Consider the following 17,720-nt stretch of genomic DNA (forward strand, 5'->3'; position numbering starts at 1 on the left):
CATGAACGTCCTGTCCGTTGCGTCCGAAGTCTATCCGCTGATCAAGACCGGGGGGCTCGCCGATGTCGTCGGCGCGCTTCCGGCAGCGCTTTTGCCGCACGGCGTCAAGACCCGCACCCTGGTGCCCGGCTATCCGGCCGTGCTGCAGAAGCTGAAGAAGAAAAAGAAGGTTGGCAGTTTCGACAACCTGTTCGGCAATCCGGCTGCAGTTCTCGCCGCTGAAATCGACGGGCTCGACCTGCTGGTCCTCGACCAGCCGGAACTCTACGCCCGCGACGGCGGTCCTTACGTCGATGCGACCGGCCTCGACTATGTCGACAATTTCCGCCGCTTTGCCGCACTCTCGCTTGCGGCGGCCGAGATTGCCGGCGGCGATGTCGTCGCGGGCTTTAAACCCGATATCGTTCACGCCCATGACTGGCAGACCGCGCTGACGCCGGTCTACATGCATTTCGGCCCGGCGGCCGCAACGCCGACGGTGATGACCATCCACAACATCGCCTTCCAGGGCCAGTTCGGCGCCTCGGTCTTCCCAGAGCTTGCCCTTCCCCCAGAAGCCTTCTCGATGCAGTTCGTCGAATATTACGGCGATGTCGGCTTCCTGAAGGGCGGCCTGCAGACCGCCGACGCGATTACCACAGTCAGCCCCTCCTATGCGCAGGAAATCCTGACGCCCGAGTTCGGCATGGGTCTCGAAGGTCTGTTGAAGAGCCGCGTCGCCGACCTCTCCGGCATCGTCAACGGCATCGACGCCGATATCTGGGATCCGCAGACCGACCCGCACATCGCCCAGCATTTTAGTGCAACGAGCCTGAAGCAGCGCGCCGCCAACCGGCGTGCGCTCGAGGAACGTTTCGGCCTTGAAAAGGGCAACGGCCCGATCTTCTGTGTCGTCAGCCGGCTCACCTGGCAGAAGGGCATGGATCTGGTCGCCGAGATCGCCGACGAGCTCGTCGCCACGGGCGGCAAGCTCGTGGTGCTCGGCTCCGGCGACGCGGCGCTCGAAGGCGCGCTGCTCGCCGCTGCCTCCCGCCATCGCGGCCATATCGGCATGGTCACCGGCTACAACGAGCCGCTGTCGCATCTGATGCAGGCGGGTTCCGACGCGATCCTCATTCCGTCGCGCTTCGAGCCCTGCGGGCTCACCCAGCTCTACGGCCTGCGCTACGGCTGCGTGCCGGTCGTCGCCCGCACCGGCGGGCTTGCCGATACCATCATCGACGCCAACGAAGCCGGGCTTGCGGCCAAGGTCGCCACCGGCTTCCAGTTCACGCCTGTCAATGCCGATGGGTTGCGGCTTGCGATCCGGCGGGTGCTGCGTGCATACAGCGAGCCCAAAGTCTGGTCGAAAATTCAGACCCAGGGCATGAAATCGGACGTTTCCTGGGCCACAAGTGCCGAGCGTTACGTCTCTCTTTATTCCGGACTTCTCGGGAAAGGTTAAGTCAGCATGATAAGAACGGTTACCACAACCCCCTACGGCGACCAGAAGCCTGGCACGTCAGGGCTGCGCAAGAAGGTCCCGGTCTTCCAGCAGAAGAACTATGCCGAGAACTTCATCCAGTCGATCTTCGACGCGCTCGAAGGCTTTCAGGGCGAAACCCTTGTCATCGGCGGCGACGGTCGCTTCTACAACCGCGAAGTCATCCAGATCGCCATCAAGATGGCGGCGGCCAACGGCTTCGGTCGCGTGCTCGTCGGCCGTGGCGGCATCCTGTCGACGCCGGCTGCCTCCAACGTCATCCGCAAGTACAAGGCCTTTGGCGGCATCGTGCTGTCGGCCAGCCACAATCCCGGCGGCCCGACCGAAGATTTCGGCATCAAGTACAATATCGGCAATGGCGGCCCGGCACCGGAAAAGGTCACCGATGCGATCTTTGCCCGCAGCAAGGTGATCGACAGCTACAAGATCTCCGACGTTGCCGACATCAACCTCGATGCCGAAGGCACGCAGGAGCTTGACGGCATGACCGTGACGGTCATCGACCCGGTCGCCGACTATGCCGAGCTGATGGAAAGCCTGTTCGACTTCGACGCCATCCGCAAGATGATCGGCGGCGGCTTCCGTGTCGTCTTCGACGCCATGAGCGCCGTCACCGGGCCCTACGCCAAGGAGATCATCGAGAAGCGTCTTGGCGCGCCCAAGGGCTCGGTGATGAACTTCATTCCGCTGCCCGATTTCGGCGGCCACCATCCGGATCCGAACCTCGTGCACGCCCGCGCGCTCTACGAGACGATGATGGGACCGGATGCACCGGATTTCGGCGCCGCCTCCGACGGCGACGGTGACCGCAACCTGGTGATCGGCCGCGGCATCTTCATCACGCCCTCCGACAGCCTGGCCATGCTCGCCGCCAACGCGCACCTGGCACCCGGCTACGCCAAGGGCATTGCCGGCATCGCCCGTTCGATGCCGACCAGCGGTGCGGCCGACCGCGTGGCCGAGAAGCTCGGCATCGGCCTCTACGAAACGCCGACCGGCTGGAAGTTCTTCGGCAACCTGCTCGACGAGGGCATGGCGACGATCTGCGGCGAGGAAAGCGCCGGCACCGGCTCCAACCACGTGCGCGAAAAAGACGGCCTCTGGGCGGTCCTGCTGTGGCTGAACGTTCTCGCCGCCCGCAAGGAAAGTGCGCTCGACATCGTCAAGAGCCACTGGGCGACCTACGGCCGCAACTACTATTCGCGCCACGACTACGAAGAGGTCGACAGCGATGCCGCCAATGGCCTGATCGCCAACCTGCGCGACCAGCTTGCCACGCTGCCCGGCAAGTCCTTCGGCGCGCTCAAGGTCGCGACCGCGGACGATTTTGCCTACAACGATCCGGTCGACCATTCCGTCAGCAAGAACCAGGGCATCCGCATCCTGTTCGAAGGCGGCTCCCGCGTCGTCTTCCGCCTCTCGGGCACCGGCACATCGGGCGCAACGCTGCGCGTCTATATCGAGCGCTTCGAGCCGGACGCTTCGCGTCACGATATCGAGACGCAGACGGCGCTTGCCGATCTCATCGCCGTTGCGGAAGAGATCGCCAGCATCAAGACCCGCACCGGCCGCACCGAGCCGAGCGTCATTACCTGAGAAACCAGACGATCGGGGCCGCCTTCGGGCGGCCCTTTTCTGTTGCCACCGACCCTCACTGCCGCGCCTGGCGGAGGGGCTGACGGGATATGAGTTCGATACCAGGAAGAGGGCCGCTTTCATGTCGACGATCGGAAACCCACCCCTCGGTGCCACCGTCACCCCCGACGGCACGGTGTTTTCGGTCTGGTCGCGCAACGCCGCCCGTATCGACCTCTGCCTCTTCGACAAATCAGGTGCCAAACAACTGCGCCAGCTGCCGATGACGCGGAACGGCGACATTCACAGCCTGACCGTTGCCGACGCGCCGAAGGGAACGCGCTACGGCTTCCGGGCCGATGGCGTCTATTCGCCCGATCACGGTCTCTGGTTCGATCCGTCCAAGCTTCTCGTCGATCCCTACGCCCTGGAGCTCGACCGCCCGTTCCGCCACGATCCACGCCTGACGATCTTTGGCGAAGACACCGCCGACCTCGTACCGAAAGCGATCGTCACCGAGGTGAAGGCCGTCAAGGTGAAGGCGCCGCTCTTCAAGGCCGGCGGCCTTGTCTACGAAATCGCCGTCAAGCCTTTCACCATCCTCCATCCCGACGTGCCCGAAGCCAAGCGTGGCACGGTGGCGGCGCTTGCCGAGCCTGCCATCATCGCGCACTTGAAGCGCCTCGGCGTTTCGGCGGTCGAACTGATGCCGATCGTTGCCTGGATCGACGAACGCCATCTGCCGCCGCTCGGGCTGAAGAACGGCTGGGGCTACAATCCGATCGCCCCGATGGCGCTCGATCCACGCGTTGTGCCGGGCGGCCTCAAGGAATTGCGCAAGACCGTCGAAGCGCTACGCAAGGAGGGCATCGGCGTCATCCTCGATCTCGTCTTCAACCACTCCGGCGAGAGCGACCGCTTCGGCACGACCTTGTCGACGCGCGGCCTCGACAATCTCACCTATTACCGCCATGTCACCGACCGGCCGGGCGAACTGATCAACGATACCGGCTGCGGCAACACGATCGCCTGCGACAACCCTGTGGTCGAGGCCCTGATCCTCGACAGTCTGCGCCATTTCGTCAGCGCTGCCGGCGTCGACGGCTTCCGTTTCGACCTCGCCTCGATCCTCGGCCGCGACATGGGCGGCTTCCACCGCGATGCTCCGCTCTTCCAGGCGATCGCGACCGATCCGTTGCTTGCCGACCGCGTGCTGATTGCCGAGCCCTGGGATATCGGCCCCGGCGGCTACCAGCTCGGCAACTTCCCCCCCCCTTTCCTTGAGTGGAACGACCGCGCCCGCGACGATATCCGCATCTACTGGCGCGGCGACCGCCATTCGATCGGGGCGCTGGCGACAGCACTTGCCGGCTCGTCGAACAGTTTTTCCCGTTGGGGCGAGGCAGGAACCCGCACGGTCAACTTCCTCGCCGCCCATGACGGCTTCACGCTGGCCGATCTCGTCTCCTATGCCGGCAAGCACAACGAGGCGAACGGTGAGGAAAACCGCGACGGCCACAACGAGAACCACTCCTGGAACAACGGCGCCGAAGGGCCGACCGCGGATCCGGAAATCAAGGCGGCTCGCCGCCATGACGTGATGGCTCTTGTCGGCACGCTCTTTGCCACCCGCGGTACGATCATGCTGACCGCCGGCGACGAAGCCGGGCGCAGCCAGCACGGCAACAACAACGCCTACTGCCAGGACAACGCCATCACCTGGCTCGACTGGACGGCGATGGACGACGAGATCGTTGCCCATACCGCAGCCCTGTCAGCCATCCGCTCTCGCTTCGGCGTTTTCGACGAGACCACGTTCCTGACGGGAAGCGGCGACGTCGAGTGGTGCCGTCTCGACGGTCACCCGATGACGGTTGGCGACTGGGAGCATCCGGCAACGGACAATCTGATGATGGTGCTGACCACCCGCGACCGAACCCAGAAGCGGGCAACGCGGCTGGCCGTCGTCATCAATCGCAGCCATGCGCCGCATCCCCTCCGCCTGCCCGACAGCGTCAATGGGAAATGGCAGGACGCGCTCGCAGCGTCAGCCCCCGCCGATCACGTAGCGCCGCGCTCCGTCACCTTCCTCGTCGAAGTTTTCTAAGCTTTTCCACCACTTGCAGGTTGCAACAGGCGAGCCTATAGATCGCTTGGGGGGCTTGTTTCGAGGCGTTCACATGCTTGAGGACATATCACTTTCTGAGATCAAGGTACTGGTCGGCAAGGAAGTCGGCGTTTCCGACTGGATCACGGTCACCCAGGAAACGATCGACAAATTCGCCGAAGCAACCAGCGACTATCAGTATATTCACGTCGACCCGGTGCGGGCCGCTGCCGAAACGCCCTTCGGCGGCACGATCGCGCATGGCTTCCTGTCGCTCTCGCTGCTTTCGGCGATGAACTACAATTGCCTGCCGAAGATCCGCGAACAGACGATGGGCATCAACTACGGCTTCGAGAAGGTGCGCTTCGTCGCGCCGGTGAAGAGCGGCGCCAAAGTGCGCGGCCACTTCACTATGGCCGATGCGCGCTTTCGCGGCGCCAGCATGCTGATGATCACCTATGACGTCAGCGTCGAGATCGAAGGCGAGCGCAAGCCGGCGCTGACGGCGACCTGGCAGACCATCATCCAGTTCGATCCCAAGGATCGACCCGCCGATGCCTGAGGCGGTTTGAGCAGGCAGATCCCATGACAGCAGCAGTCATCGTCGCGCCGGCCGACGGACGTTTCGTCGGCGACTTTGCCGGCTGCGACTTCTCCTTCGAGATCACGTCCGAGGCACTACCGCCCTTCACCGGCCCCGGTCTCGGCGACGTCAACCCGGTCGAGCGCTACATCAAGGCCTATGGATCCGAACCGGACGAGCTTGTGGAGGCGGCAGCCGGGCCGGATGCCGCCCTCTTCGCAGCACGTCTCGACGGCCGGCTTGCCGGTTACATCGCGCTCTCGAAGGCCTGGAACGGCTTTGCCGAAGTCGACGATATCGCCGTCGACCGCGATGCGCGCCGAGCCGGCGTCGCGCGGGCCCTCATGGACCGGGCGGTGTCATGGGCGCGGGACCAGGGCCTGCCGGGGATCAGGCTCGAGACCCAGTCGAACAATGTCGCCGCCTGCCGCTTCTACGAGCGATACGGCTTCGAACTTGCCGGCTACGACCGCCATCTCTATTCGGCATTGACGCCGGGAGCCCGCGCTCTACTGGTATTTGCGCTTCGCGTGAAATCAAGGCGGCTGTCGCGGTCGCAAAAACAGGGAATGGAGAAGTCATTGCGCCAGCGCATCATCGTCTGCCCGCTCATTCAGAACAGGGGCGCCTACTTGCTCTGCAAGATGCCGACCGATCGCGGCGTGTTTCCCGGGCAGTGGGCCCTTTCCGGTGGCGGCCTCGAGCCGGGCGAACGTCTCGACGAGGGCCTGCGCCGTGAAATCCGCGAAGAACTTGGAAACCGCCTGGAGATCGGGACCATCAAGCCCTGGACCTTCCGGGACGACATCCGGACAAAGTCGTATGCCGACGGCTCAACCGAAGAGCTGCATATGATCTATCTGATCTTTGACTGCGAGGCCGAAAATCGCGAGGTCAGCCTCAACGACGAATTCGTCGAACATGCCTGGGTCGCGCCCGAGCAGCTCCAGGATTACGACCTCAACGAAGCGACGAAGCGCACATTCCAGGAAAAAGGCATCCTGCCGGCTACGCGGTAAGCGCCAACGGTTGCCGACAGACTTGAAGGCCGGGAAACGCGTGAGCGCTTCCCGGCCTTCTTATCTCAATGCCCGGCGTCGGCCGCACCCTCGGACAGCAGCCCGAAGACGAAGGGCGAGAACGACCGCCAGCACTCGACCCGGAACTGATCCTCGGCCGTGCGGAAGAGGATGATCTCGGCCTTACCGAGGATGGTGCGCGAGCAGCCGCCAACCGGGAAGATCGCCAGGGACAGATCCTGCGGGCAGCCGCTGTTGATCGCCACATCCGCACCCGGACCGCTGACGACGACGGCAACGTTGCGATGCGAAATGTCGACCGCCGAATGCAGCGTGCCGCTCGAGGCGGCCGCCGCCATCAGGTCGGCTTCGTTCTCGTCGTACACCAGCCACTCGTCGGGGCCGATCCACAGCGCATGACGCTGGCCGGAGGAGGCCGAAGTCTTCGGCCGGGTCGGCAGCGTCACGCCAAGGGCCGCCGAAAGGGCCGGCAGTGCGTCGGCGCCGGCGCGCAGCGAAATTCGGGTTGCCGCCGGTGCCGGCGTCAGGATCGCCTCAGCCGAACCGCCGCGCGCGGTGAGTGCCGCCTTGCGGCTTGCAGTAACCTGGTCAGCCATGGAGACGGCCCCCTTCCTTGTCAAAGAACACCATGTCGCTCACTTCGACGGCGATGGTGCGATCGGTCATCGGCACATAGAGCGTCTGCCCGAGCCGCGCGCGGCCACCGGCCACCATGGCGAGCGCAATCGAGCGGCCGCAGTTTTCCGACCAGTAGGACGACGTCACGTGACCGAGCATGGTCATCGGCTTCGGCTGGTTCGGGTCGGCGACGATCTGCGCGCCTTCCTCCAGCACAACCTTCGGATCCTTGGTGAGAAGACCGACGAGCTGCTTGCGGCCGTCCTTGACGAGATCCGGGCGCTTGAGGCCGCGGATACCGACGAAGTCGGGCTTCTTCTTCGAAACCGCCCAGAAGAGGCCGGCATCGTCGGGCGTCAGCGTCCCGTCGGTATCCTGGCCGACGATGATGTAGCCCTTCTCGGCGCGCAGCACGTGCATGGTTTCCGTGCCATAGGCGCAGGCGCCCATCGGCTCGGCCCGCGCCCAGATCGCTTCCCAGACAGCCTGGCCATAGTCAGCCGGCACGTTGACTTCGAAACCGAGTTCGCCGGTGAACGACATGCGGAACAGCCGTGTCGGCACGCCGCAGATCTTGCCCTCGGCGACGCTCATGTGCGGGAAGGCCTCGTTGGAGAGGTCGATGCCCTCGACGAGCGGCGCGATGATCTCGCGCGCCTTCGGGCCCTGGACGGCGATCACAGCCCATTGTTCGGTCGTCGACGTCAGCCAGACCTTGAGGTGCGGGAACTCGGTCTGCAGGTAGTCTTCCATGTGGTTCATGACGCGCGGCGCACCGCCGGTCGTCGTCGTCACGTGGAAGCGATCCTCGGCCAGGCGGCCGACAACGCCGTCGTCATAGACGAAGCCGTCGTCGCGCAGCATGATGCCGTAGCGGCAGCGACCGGGCTTCAGGTTGTCCCAGGCGTTGGTGTACATGAGGTTCAGGAACTGGGCCGCGTCCGGGCCGACGACCTCGATCTTGCCGAGCGTCGAGGCATCGAAGACACCGGCGACATCACGCACCGTCTTGCATTCGCGCGCCACCGCCTCATGCATGTCTTCGCCGGAGCGCGGGTAGAACCAGGCGCGCTTCCAGTTGCCGACATCCTCGAACTCGGCGCCATGCGCTTCCTCCCAAGCATGCATTGGCGTCTTGCGCGCCGGGTCGAACAGCGATCCACGCGAATGGTTGACGATCGCGCCGAAGGTCACCGGCGTATAGGGCTGGCGGAAGGTGGTGAGACCCACCTGCGGAATGTCCTTGCCGAGCGCTTCTGCAGCAATCGCCAGACCATGCATGTTGGAAAGCTTGCCCTGGTCGGACGCCATACCGTTGGTGGTGAAGCGCTTGATGTGCTCGATCGAGTGCATGCCTTCGCGCACCGCCAAACGGATGTCCTTGGCGCAGACGTCGTGCTGGAAATCGATGAAGGCCTTGACGGTCGTGTCCGGCCCTGCCCCTTCAGCGGCACCGATCATGCCGCCGGTCCAGCCGTAGCGGTTTTCGCCCGAGAGCGTCACCTGCGCTCCGCCTTCGGCACCGGCAGCACGCGCGGTCAGTTCGCCGGCGGCGAGCGCTTCGTCGATGGTTGCCTGCAGGTCGTCGGTGCCGTTGCAGGCACCGATCGAAAGGCAATCCTGCAGATAGGTGCCCGGCAGGAAGCGTTGTGTCGCCGCATCGAACTTCACTTTGCCGCGCGACTGCGAGAACAGGTGCACCGACGGCGTCCAGCCGGCCGAAACCAGCAGCGCGTCGACCGCGAACTTGCGGGCCGAGCCGCCGCCGTTGCGGGCGACGCTGATCGAATTGACCCTAAGCTTGCCCCCGGCCTTGATCACCGAATGGCTGGTCAGCACTTCGATACCGAGCTTGCGCGCTTCAGCCAGAACCGCTTCACCAGGGTTTTCGCGGCAATCGACGATGACGGGAACCGAGACACCGGCCCGCTTCAGGTCGAAAGCCGCCTCATAGGCCGAGTCATGCGCGGTGTAGACGCCGACCTTCGAGCCGACGGCAACGCCGAAGTGGTTGAGATAGGTGCGGCCGGCCGAAGCGAGCATGATTCCCGGACGGTCGTTGTTGGCGAACACCATGTGGCGCTCGATCTGACCGTTGGCGAGGATCACCTTCTTGGCGCGCACCTGCCACAGCCGCTCGCGCGGCAGCGACTTGTCCAGCGCCGCCAGATGATCGGTCACGCGCTCGACGAGGCCGACGAAATTGTGGTTGTAGTAGCCGAAGCCGGTGGTGCGGGTGAGCACCGTGACGTTGTCCATCGAGGCCAACGTCTTTGCGGTCTCCTGCGCCCAGTCCCAGCCGTCCTTGCCGTCGATCGTCGTGCCGCTTTCATAGCGAAGCGCGCCGCCCATTTCCGGCTGCTCGTCGCAGATGATCACCTTGGCGCCGGCCTTTGCCGCAGCAAGCGCCGCCGAAAGGCCGGCAACGCCGCCACCGATGACGAGCACGTCGCAATGGGCGTAGCGGCTGGCATAGTGGTCCGGATCCGCTTCCGTCGGCGCGACGCCGAGGCCGGCAGCGCGGCGGATGAAGGGTTCGTAGATCGCGTGCCAGGCAGCCTTCGGCCACATGAAGGTCTTGTAGTAGAAACCGGCGGCGAAGAACGGCGACATCAGGTCGTTGAGGCCGCCGATGTCGAAGGCGAGCGACGGCCAGCGGTTCTGCGATTCGACCTTCATGCCGTCGAAGACTTCCTGCACCGTGGCGCGCACGTTCGGCTGACGCCGGGCGGCATCACGCGAGACGTCCATCAACGCGTTCGGCTCCTCGGCACCGGCCGAAAGAATGCCGCGCGGGCGGTGATACTTGAACGAACGGCCGACCAGGTGAATGCCGTTGGCAAGCAGCGCGGAGGCAACCGTGTCGCCTTCGAGTGCCGTCAGCGTGCGGCCGTCGAAGGTGAAGCGCGCGGTGCGGGCGGGGGTCAGGCGGCCGACGCCTGGAATGCGGTTGGCGCCCATCATTTCGCGGCTCCCTTGTCCTGGCCGTTCTTGTCCTGCTCGCTCTGGAGAATGGTGGCGATGTCAGGCTTTGGCTCGCCCGCCTTGTAGGTGGTGTAGAAACGGTCGCTGACCGTGTCGCGGGCGGCGTTGAAGAAGCGGCCGCAGCCATGGATATGACGCCAGCGCTCGAAGATCAGACCCTTGGGGTTCTGACGCAGGAAGAAGTACTCCTCGAACTGTTCGTCGGTAATGTCGGCGATGTTTTCCGGACGGGCGATGTGGGCGTCGCCGGCACCGCGGAACTCGAGCTCGGAACGCTCTTCCTCGCAATAGGGGCAGTAGATCAGAAGCATCTCGAAATCCTCAGTGCGCAACGGCGGCGGCAGCCGCCTCGTCGATCAGCCGGCCGGTGCGGAAACGCTCCAGCGTCAACCCTGCGGCCAGACGATGCGGCTCGCCCTTGGCGATCAGATGGGCGAAGAGATGGGCCGAGCCCGGCGTCGCCTTGAAGCCGCCCGTACCCCAGCCGGCGTTGAGATAAAGGCCCGGAACCGGCGTCACACCCTGGATCGGCGAGCGGTCCTGGGTGACGTCGACGATGCCACCCCACTGCCGCATCATCTTCACGCGGCGGAACATCGGGAAGAGCTCGCAGATCGCATCGAGCGTATGGGTGATGATCTGCAGGCCGCCGGTCTGGGAATAGGAATTGTACTGGTCGGTGCCGGCGCCGATGACGAACTCGCCCTTGTCGGACTGCGAGATATAGGCATGCACCGAGTTCGACATGACGACGCAGGGGAAGATCGGCTTCAGCGGCTCGGAGACCAGCGCCTGCAGCGGCTGGCTCTGCAGCGGCACACGCACATCCGCCATCTGCATCAGCACCGAGGTATGGCCGGCCGCGGAGATGCCGACCTTCTTGGCGCCGATATAACCGCGGCTGGTGTCGACGCCGACGACCCGGCCGGTCTCGTCGCGGCGGATGCCGGTCACTTCGCAGTTCTGGATGATGTGCACGCCGCGGTCGGAGGCGGCACGCGCATAACCCCAGGCGACCGCATCGTGGCGGGCCGTGCCGCCGCGGCGCTGCAGGGCGGCACCGTTGATCGGGTAGCGCGCGGTCTTGGCGATATCGAGCGGCGGGCAATAGGCCTTGGCCTGCTCCGGCGTCAGCCATTCATTGTCGATGCCATAGAGGCGGTTGGCATGGATATGGCGCTTGAACGACTGCTGGTCATGGATGTTGTGCGACAGCATCATCACGCCGCGCGGCGAATACATGACGTTGTAGTTCAGGTCCTGCGACAGGTTTTCCCAGAGCTTCAACGAATGCTCGTAGATGTCCATGCTCTCTTCATAGAGATAGTTGGACCGGATGATCGTCGTGTTGCGGCCGGTATTGCCGCCGCCGATCCATCCCTTTTCAAGCACCGCGACATTGGTGATGCCGTGTTCCTTGGCAAGATAGTAGGCAGCACCGAGACCATGGCCGCCGCCGCCGATGATGATGGCGTCATACTCCTTGCGCGGCTCCGGCGACGCCCAGTGCGGGCCCCATCCCTTGTGGCCGCGCAGCGCCTCGCGCGCCACGGCGAAAACTGAATATTTGCGCATCGGCCCGTTACTCCCGGTGGTTCATTCTCGTTGGCGTTAGAAATCGCAAATCCGGGGCCCGCGCAACGTTTCTTTTGCGACGCATTTGCGTGGACTTGCGCGCAGTTGCGACATGACTATGGATCGGTTAAGCGGCAGACGGGAAGCAGCGCCGGCCCTGCATCTCAGGATTTTTCAGCGTCTCCTCATGTCGTCGCTGGACTTTCGCCTGACGATCTGGTATCCGCTCATCTAATCGTAAAGCTTCCAGCTTAGCGAATGTCATTCTTTTGCCTCCGTACCTGACGGAGCTGCAAAATAACTCGAACCAAGGAACGGGATTCACGTGCAGGTACTTGTCCGCGATAACAATGTCGATCAGGCGCTCCGCGCTCTTAAGAAGAAGATGCAGCGCGAAGGCATTTTCCGCGAAATGAAGATGCGTGACTACTACGAGAAGCCGTCCCAGAAGCGCGCCCGCGAAAAGGCTGAAGCCGTACGCCGCGTCCGCAAGCTGGCACGCAAGCGTGCACAGCGCGAAGGCCTCCTGGCCCGCTGATTTGTCGATTTTTCGACGCTTTCCGATGTAAGTCGTGGCGGGGGCGATATATCGCCACCGCCTTTTTTTGGTATGGACATCTTTTCCGCCGACAGGCTAGCGTGAGAAACGCTGCCGGAGACGGATAGCCGACCGGAGCGTTTTGGCCGGGCGGACGCCAGTGGCCTGAACAGGGCCCGGTTGCGGAGCCCCGGGGAGTATCGGCGGCTTCAGGAACAGAAAGCCGATGGCTTTCGAGACCTTGTCGATTTGAGGGATCAACCTTTGACACTTGCTGCCATGACTGCGGACGTCTCCGGTTTCACTGCCCACGAGGCGTCTCGCCGCCACCAGCGCAAGCCAAGGCTTGCCGCCCTGCTGCTTCTCGGTTCGGCCCTTCTCATTGCCGGCTGCACGACCGACGGTCCGGACTCCGTCACCAACAAGGTCGAGCGCGAACAGGGCTCGCAGGAAAACATCGCCTCGCTCTCGAGCGTCATCGCCTCCAACCCGAGCGACCCGGAAGGCTACAATGTTCGCGGTTCGGCTTACGGCCGCGCCGGCGAATACCGCCGCGCCATTGCCGATTTCGACCAGGCGATCAAGCTGAACCCGCGCTTCTACCAGGCCTATGCCAACCGCGCGCTGGTTCACCGCAACATGGGCAACACCCAGGCAGCGCTTGCCGACTACAACACGGCGCTGCAGCTCAACGCCAACTACGACGTCGCCTATATCGGCCGCGGCAATCTCTATCGCCAGGCCGGCCAGCTCGATTCCGCCTTTAACGACTTCAACAAGGCGATCCAGCTCGATACGACCGATCCGCGCGCCTATCACAATCGCGGCCTGATCTACCAGGCACGCAACCAGCACGGCCAGGCGATCGAAGACTTCTCGACCGCGATCTCGCTTTCGCCGAGCTCGCCGGAGCCCTATAATGGCCGCGGCATTTCCTATGTCGCCCAGGGCGACGACGACAACGCGTTCTCCGACTTCAACACCGCGATCAACCTCAACGGCAAGGTCGCTGAATCCTGGGCCAACCAGGCGCTCATCTACGAGCGCAAGGGCGACAAGGCCAAGGCGTCGAAGTCCTACTCGCACGCGCTGCAGCTCGACCCGAAATACGAGCCGGCCCGCGCCGGCCTTGCCCGCGTCAAGGCATCCTGAGCCGACCCGATCACACATTTCGAAACGCCCGCGACCACATCGCGGGCGTTTTGGTTTGCAGGCCCTAAGCGCTGCACGGCGGAACCTTCCTGCTGGCCATCCGTTTGCTTGAAGCATCAAAAACGGAGACCAAGCCATGATCAAACGAACCCTCGTTACTGCGCTGGCGCTCGCCGCGCTTGCCACGGGCCCGGCCGCCGCACAGAACTATGTCGCCCTTGGCCGCCTCGTCTGCGGTTCGGAAGGCGGCACCGGCATGATCCTGACCTCGACCAAGAACCTGATGTGCACCTTCACGCCCGCCAATGGCGCGCCGAAGGCCGTCTATGCCGGCACGATCCGCAAGATCGGCATCGACATCGGCAAGACGGGCAAGAGCACGATGATCTGGGATGTCTTTGCCAAGACCGGCACCCCGGTAAGCGAATTCGCGCTCGCCGGTGAATACTACGGCGTCGGCGCCGATGCGAGCATGGCCGTTGGCGCGGGTGCCAAGGTGATCGGCGGCGGCACCAACAAGGCCTTCATGCTGCAGCCCGTCAACGTCCAGGTACAGGAAGGCCTGAATGTCGCCGTCGGCATCGACGAGTTGACACTGGCGCCGGCTGGCTAGGTCGGCATCGACAAAAGCCCGACACATCGCCGCTCGTAGCGCGCCTTATGTCAACGCAAAACGCCCGCCGAAAGGCGGGCGTTTCTTATCGGGCGACGCGGGCAGCCCTCATGCGTGCAGCGCCTTGACGATGTCTTCCGTCACCTTCTTGGCGTCGCCGAGCAGCATCATCGTACCGTCCTTGTAGAACAGCGTGTTGTCGATGCCGGCATAGCCCGAGCCGAGCGAGCGCTTGACGAACAGGCACGTCTTGGCCTTGTCGACGTCGAGGATCGGCATGCCGTAGATCGGCGAGGACTTGTCGTCGCGCGCCGCCGGGTTGGTGACGTCGTTGGCGCCGATGACATAGGCGACATCGGCCTGCGCGAACTCGGAATTGATGTCCTCGAGTTCGAACACTTCGTCATAGGGAACGTTTGCTTCGGCGAGCAGCACGTTCATGTGGCCGGGCATGCGGCCGGCGACCGGGTGGATCGCATACTTGACCTCGACGCCGGCCGCCTTCAGCTGGTCGGCCATTTCGCGCAGCGCATGCTGGGCCTGGGCGACCGCCATGCCGTAGCCTGGCACGATGATCACCTTGGAGGCGTTCGCCATCAGGAAGGCCGCGTCATCGGCCGAGCCCTGCTTGACCGTGCGCTGCACGCCGTCGTCGCTGCCGGCCGCCGCCGTCTCACCGCCGAAGCCGCCGAGGATGACCGAAATGAACGAGCGGTTCATGCCCTTGCACATGATGTAGGAGAGGATCGCGCCGGAGGAACCGACGAGCGCCCCGGTGATGATCAGCGCCAGGTTGCCGAGCGTGAAGCCGATGCCGGCCGCTGCCCAGCCCGAATAGGAGTTGAGCATCGAGACCACCACCGGCATGTCGGCGCCGCCGATCGGGATGATGATCAGCACGCCGAGCGCCAGCGACAGCAGGACGATCAGCCAGAACACCGTCGTGCTCTGCGTCAGCATCAGCATGATCACCAGAACGACGAGCGCGGCCGCAAGACCGGCATTGATGGCATGGCGGCCCGAAAGCATGATCGGCTTGCCGGACATGCGACCGTCGAGCTTCAGGAAGGCGATGACCGAGCCGGTGAAGGTGATGGCGCCGATGGCGACGCCGAGCGACATTTCGACCAGCGCCTGCGCGTGGATGTCACCGATCGTGCCGATGCCGAAGCTTTCCGGTGCATACATCGCCGCGGCCGCCACCATGACGGCGGCAAGACCGACCAGCGAGTGGAAGGCCGCGACCAGTTGCGGCATCGACGTCATGGCGATACGGCGGGCGATGACCGCACCGATGCCGCCGCCGATGGCAAGGCCGAGCACGATCAGCATCAGGCCGCCGAAGCTCGGCTTGGCGAGCAGCAGCGTCGTGACGATGGCGATGCCCATGCCGACCATGCCGTAGGTGTTGCCCTTGCGGCTGGTGGTCGGATGCGAGAGGCCGCGCAGCGCCATGACGAACAGGACGCCGGAGACGAGATAGAGGAAGGCTGCGAAGTTGGCGTTCATCGGGCCGGCCTCACTTGTCTTTTTTCTTGTACATGGCGAGCATGCGCTGGGTGACGAGGAAGCCGCCGAAGATGTTGACGGAGGCCAGCACCAGCGCGATGAAGCCGAAGCCGGTCGCAAGCCCAGAGGCCGAAATGCCGACGGCCAGCAAGGCGCCGACGACAATGACTGAGGAGATCGCGTTGGTGACCGCCATCAGCGGCGTGTGCAGCGCCGGGGTCACCGACCAGACGACGTAATAGCCGACGAAGATCGCCAGTACGAAGATCGCCAGGCGAAAGACGAAAGGATCGATCGCCCCGCCGGTGGCGCCATGGGCGACGACGCCGGCGGCGTCCGGTACGTATTCGGCGGCGGTGCGGACCGCTTCCACGGCCCGGTCGAGATCGGCGAGCGCCTTGTCGAGAAGTTCATTCGCCATCACTTGTCCCCCTTGCTGGCACCGAAGTTCGGATGCACGACCTGACCGCCATGGGTGAGCGCCGTCGCCTTGACGAGCTCGTCCTCCATGTTGAGAGCCAGCGCCTTGGTCTCCTTGGAGACCATCGTCTCCAGGAAGGTGACGAGGTTCTTGGCATAAAGCCCGGAGGCGGAAGCGGCGATGCGGCCCGGCACATTCAGATGGCCGATGACCCTGACGCCCTCCACCTCGGCAACCTTGCCGGCCTCTGCACCTTCGACGTTGCCGCCGCGCTCGACCGCAAGATCGACCGCGATCGAGCCGGACTTCATGCTCCTCAGCATCTCGCGGGTAACGAGCCGCGGCGCCGGGCGGCCGGGAATGAGCGCGGTGGTGATGACGATGTCCTGCTTGGCGATATGCTCGGCGACGAGTGCCGCCTGCTTGGCCTGGTAGTCCTTGGACATTTCCTTGGCGTAGCCGCCGGCGGTTTCGGCCGCCTTGAACTCGTCGTCTTCGACGGCGATGAACTTGGCCCCGAGCGAGGCGACCTGTTCCTTGGCAGCCGGACGCACGTCCGTCGCCGAGACCACGGCGCCGAGACGACGGGCCGTCGCGATCGCCTGCAGGCCGGCGACGCCGGCGCCCATGACGAAGACCTTGGCGGCAGGCACCGTACCGGCCGCCGTCATCATCATCGGCAATGCCCGGTCATATTCGTAGGCCGCATCGATCACCGCCTGGTAGCCGGCGAGGTTCGCCTGGCTCGACAGCACGTCCATCGACTGCGCGCGGGTGATGCGCGGCATCAGCTCCATCGCAAAAGCGGTCAATCCGGCATTCGCCATCTCGGCGATCGCCGCCTCGTTGCCGTAGGGATCCATGATGGCGATGACGATGGCGCCCGACTTGTAGCCGCCGATTTCGGCAGTCGTCGGTCGACGGACCTTGAGCACGACATCCGCCGCCTTGGCGTCTGCCATCGTGCCGATCCGGGCGCCGGCCTTTTCGAACTCTGCATCCGGAATGCGCGACAGCAAGCCGGCTCCCGCCTCGACGACGACGTCGAAGCCGAGGCCTTTCAGTTTCTTCACGGTATCCGGTGATGCGGCAACGCGACCCTCGTTCGGATCCGTTTCCTTGGCGACGAAGACGATCTCGCTCACAAATCCCCCCTCCTGGCCGCAATCGAGCCAGGGCCGGAATGCGGGCATTCTCTCCGACTGCAAAGCGGGTGGGCCTATCGGGCCGACACGCCCTCCTATGCGCGGCGCATCTGTGCCCGGCGCAATCGTCTGGAGCAAGCCGTCGCCTGGATGCGGGACCTTGGGCGGTCCACCGGCATCGAGCCTCAAATGGGCTCTGCGGGCCTGCTCTTCACTCCTCCCTCACGTGGGTGAGGATTATCCGCCCCTGCCCTTTGCGGGCATCCGGGCCTCAAGCCACATGCGGCGGCACCTCCAGCCAGCGACATGCAACTTCTTCCGGGCAAACGCCCGGTCGCCGAGGAAACACCATCTGCGCTCCCTCAACGGTCGGTTT

General features: G+C 64.3%; 14 protein-coding genes and 2 pseudogenes. 9 read left to right on the forward strand and 7 right to left on the reverse strand.

Going from position 1 to position 17,720, the window contains the following annotated elements; all coding sequences use genetic code 11:
- Nucleotide 1: 1 nt before the first annotated feature.
- The 6 genes and pseudogenes from glgA to nudI form a co-directional block, all read left to right on the forward strand.
- Nucleotides 2-1,444, forward strand: a complete 1,443-nt coding sequence (glgA, locus tag ACIQUG_RS28270; protein WP_402325562.1) for a glycogen synthase GlgA — start codon at nt 2-4, stop codon at nt 1,442-1,444.
- A gap of 6 nt (nt 1,445-1,450) precedes the next feature.
- Nucleotides 1,451-3,079, forward strand: a complete 1,629-nt coding sequence (locus ACIQUG_RS28275) for an alpha-D-glucose phosphate-specific phosphoglucomutase (protein ID WP_402325563.1) — start codon at nt 1,451-1,453, stop codon at nt 3,077-3,079.
- 121 nt (nt 3,080-3,200) lie between these two features.
- Entirely contained in the window at nt 3,201-5,165 is a 1,965-nt protein-coding gene (glgX, locus tag ACIQUG_RS28280; RefSeq protein ID WP_402325564.1) for a glycogen debranching protein GlgX, read from the forward strand.
- Between the two features lie 73 nt (nt 5,166-5,238).
- Complete coding sequence (locus ACIQUG_RS28285) at nt 5,239-5,727, forward strand: MaoC family dehydratase (RefSeq protein ID WP_402325565.1); 489 nt, start codon at nt 5,239-5,241, stop codon at nt 5,725-5,727.
- A 23-nt stretch (nt 5,728-5,750) separates the two neighbouring features.
- A pseudogene (locus tag ACIQUG_RS28290) lies at nt 5,751-6,269 on the forward strand (GNAT family N-acetyltransferase); the annotation flags it as partial.
- Nucleotides 6,270-6,341: 72 nt separating this feature from the next.
- Nucleotides 6,342-6,767, forward strand: a pseudogene (nudI, locus tag ACIQUG_RS28295) (nucleoside triphosphatase NudI); the annotation flags it as partial.
- A gap of 65 nt (nt 6,768-6,832) precedes the next feature.
- On the opposite strand, the gene soxG reads toward nudI, so the two are convergent.
- Genes soxG through ACIQUG_RS28315 form a run of 4 tightly spaced genes read right to left on the reverse strand, consistent with a single transcriptional unit; the run spans nt 6,833 to nt 11,966 of the window.
- Complete coding sequence (gene soxG / locus ACIQUG_RS28300; protein WP_402325566.1) at nt 6,833-7,384, reverse strand: sarcosine oxidase subunit gamma family protein; 552 nt, start codon at nt 7,382-7,384, stop codon at nt 6,833-6,835.
- A complete protein-coding gene (locus ACIQUG_RS28305; RefSeq protein WP_402325567.1) occupies nt 7,377-10,370 on the reverse strand; it encodes a sarcosine oxidase subunit alpha in 2,994 nt (997 codons plus the stop codon). The genes soxG and ACIQUG_RS28305 overlap by 8 nt, the downstream gene beginning before the upstream one ends.
- Nucleotides 10,367-10,702 (reverse strand): sarcosine oxidase subunit delta, encoded by a 336-nt coding sequence (locus ACIQUG_RS28310; RefSeq protein WP_034786877.1) that lies wholly within the window; start codon nt 10,700-10,702, stop codon nt 10,367-10,369. The genes ACIQUG_RS28305 and ACIQUG_RS28310 overlap by 4 nt, the downstream gene beginning before the upstream one ends.
- Before the next feature lie 10 nt (nt 10,703-10,712).
- Nucleotides 10,713-11,966: a sarcosine oxidase subunit beta family protein gene (locus tag ACIQUG_RS28315; protein WP_043610722.1), complete on the reverse strand. Its 1,254-nt coding sequence runs from the start codon at nt 11,964-11,966 to the stop codon at nt 10,713-10,715.
- Between the two features lie 325 nt (nt 11,967-12,291).
- Between ACIQUG_RS28315 and rpsU the strand changes: the two genes are divergently transcribed.
- From rpsU to ACIQUG_RS28330, 3 genes are all read left to right on the forward strand, one after another.
- On the forward strand, nt 12,292-12,504 hold the full coding sequence (gene rpsU / locus ACIQUG_RS28320; RefSeq protein WP_034786884.1) for a 30S ribosomal protein S21: 213 nt from the start codon (nt 12,292-12,294) through the stop codon (nt 12,502-12,504).
- A gap of 264 nt (nt 12,505-12,768) precedes the next feature.
- The gene (locus tag ACIQUG_RS28325; protein ID WP_043610724.1) at nt 12,769-13,656 is read left to right on the forward strand and encodes a tetratricopeptide repeat protein; all 888 of its coding nucleotides are present in this window, start codon (nt 12,769-12,771) and stop codon (nt 13,654-13,656) included.
- A gap of 136 nt (nt 13,657-13,792) precedes the next feature.
- Nucleotides 13,793-14,269 (forward strand): DUF992 domain-containing protein, encoded by a 477-nt coding sequence (locus ACIQUG_RS28330; RefSeq protein WP_043610725.1) that lies wholly within the window; start codon nt 13,793-13,795, stop codon nt 14,267-14,269.
- Between the two features lie 108 nt (nt 14,270-14,377).
- Here the strand turns inward: ACIQUG_RS28330 and ACIQUG_RS28335 are convergent, their stop codons facing one another.
- Genes ACIQUG_RS28335 through ACIQUG_RS28345 form a run of 3 tightly spaced genes read right to left on the reverse strand, consistent with a single transcriptional unit; the run spans nt 14,378 to nt 17,344 of the window.
- The gene (locus ACIQUG_RS28335) at nt 14,378-15,778 is read right to left on the reverse strand and encodes an NAD(P)(+) transhydrogenase (Re/Si-specific) subunit beta (RefSeq protein WP_402325569.1); all 1,401 of its coding nucleotides are present in this window, start codon (nt 15,776-15,778) and stop codon (nt 14,378-14,380) included.
- A gap of 10 nt (nt 15,779-15,788) precedes the next feature.
- Nucleotides 15,789-16,199, reverse strand: a complete 411-nt coding sequence (locus ACIQUG_RS28340) for an NAD(P) transhydrogenase subunit alpha (RefSeq protein WP_205237753.1) — start codon at nt 16,197-16,199, stop codon at nt 15,789-15,791.
- Entirely contained in the window at nt 16,199-17,344 is a 1,146-nt protein-coding gene (locus ACIQUG_RS28345; RefSeq protein WP_402325570.1) for a Re/Si-specific NAD(P)(+) transhydrogenase subunit alpha, read from the reverse strand. The genes ACIQUG_RS28340 and ACIQUG_RS28345 overlap by 1 nt, the downstream gene beginning before the upstream one ends.
- Nucleotides 17,345-17,720: the final 376 nt, after the last annotated feature.

This window comes from Ensifer sp. NPDC090286 (assembly GCF_044769565.1).
GTDB lineage: Bacteria > Pseudomonadota > Alphaproteobacteria > Rhizobiales > Rhizobiaceae > Ensifer.